The sequence below is a fragment of the Pseudomonas sp. NPDC096917 genome (assembly GCF_044762555.1).
GTDB lineage: Bacteria > Pseudomonadota > Gammaproteobacteria > Pseudomonadales > Pseudomonadaceae > Aquipseudomonas.
In genome coordinates this window covers 1-1,185 of sequence record NZ_JBIWEO010000058.1, presented here as the reverse complement: position 1 = coordinate 1,185, position 1,185 = coordinate 1, and the positions used below count along the sequence as shown (strand labels likewise).

Sequence of the window (1,185 nt, the reverse complement as noted above, 5' to 3'; positions counted from 1 at the left end):
CTAGTGTCGTGAGCGGTTAGTTTATTTTCTAACGTACAACGATATACTGTGCACCCCTCGCCCCGAGATGGTTCCAGGCATGCCTCGTCCAATTGCTCCCTTTGCACTGCAGCCCGCCGACGTTCTTACGCTTCAAGGTTGGCTGCGCATGAGTACGCTGGAGCAGAGCCTTGCTCAGCGGGCGCGGATACTGCTTTCTCAATGAAGGGGTGACGCCCATTGCCATCTGTGGGCAATTACTGATCACGACACCGACCGTGTTCAAGTGGCGAAAGCGTTATCTGGCGTCGGGCATCGACGGCCTGAACGACCTGCCGCGTAGCGGTCAGCCTTTGAAGCTGGGTGCTGAGAAAGTCAAAGAAATCCTGACCCTGACAACGCACCGGGTTCCCAAGGAAGCAACGCACTGGAGCGTCCGGTTGATGGCCAAGTACGCTCGCGTTACCACCTGGCAAGTCCGGCAGATATGGGCTGCATCGGATCTCAAGCCGCACCGACTGAAGACATTCAAGATCAGCAACGATCCGCACTTCGCTGAGAAGGTCATCGATGTGGTCGGGCTGTACCTGAGCCCTCCGGACAACGCCATGGTGCTGTCGGTTGACGAGAAAACTCAGATCCAGGCGTTGGATCGTACTCAGCCAATGCTGCAACTTCGGCCTGGGCAGATCGAGCGGCGAACCCATGATTACAAGCGCCATGGCACGACGAGCTTGTACGCCGCGTTCGACATCATGACCGGTGAAGTAATGGGCCGGATTACCCAGCGGCACCGGGCCAAGGAGTTCCTGGATTTCCTCCGGCAGATTGATAAGAACACGCCTGCCGAGTTGGATCTCCATGTGATCCTGGATAACAGTTCGACCCACAAAACCCCAGCGATCAAGGCCTGGCTGGAAAAACATCCGCGCTTCAAGCTGCACTTCACGCCGACCAGTGCGTCCTGGCTAAACGCGGTGGAAGGCTGGTTTTCACAGCTGGAGAGACGCGCACTGTATCGAGGTGTCTTCACCAGTGTTACTGATCTGAAAGTCGCGATCCGCCAGTTCATTACTGCTCATAACGAGCATTCAGCCAAGCCGTTCAAGTGGACAAAGACCGCAGCGGCCATCATCAGCTCGGTACATATGGCAAAGCTGAGTGTGATGAAGAATAAGCTAATGAACTAACCGCTCGAGACACTAG

1 pseudogene is annotated in these 1,185 nt (G+C 55.8%); it reads left to right on the top strand.

Annotated features, from left to right (window positions below):
• Positions 1 to 79 precede the first annotated feature (79 nt).
• Positions 80 to 1,169, top strand: a pseudogene (locus ACIQYF_RS23755) (IS630 family transposase).
• Positions 1,170 to 1,185 lie beyond the last annotated feature (16 nt).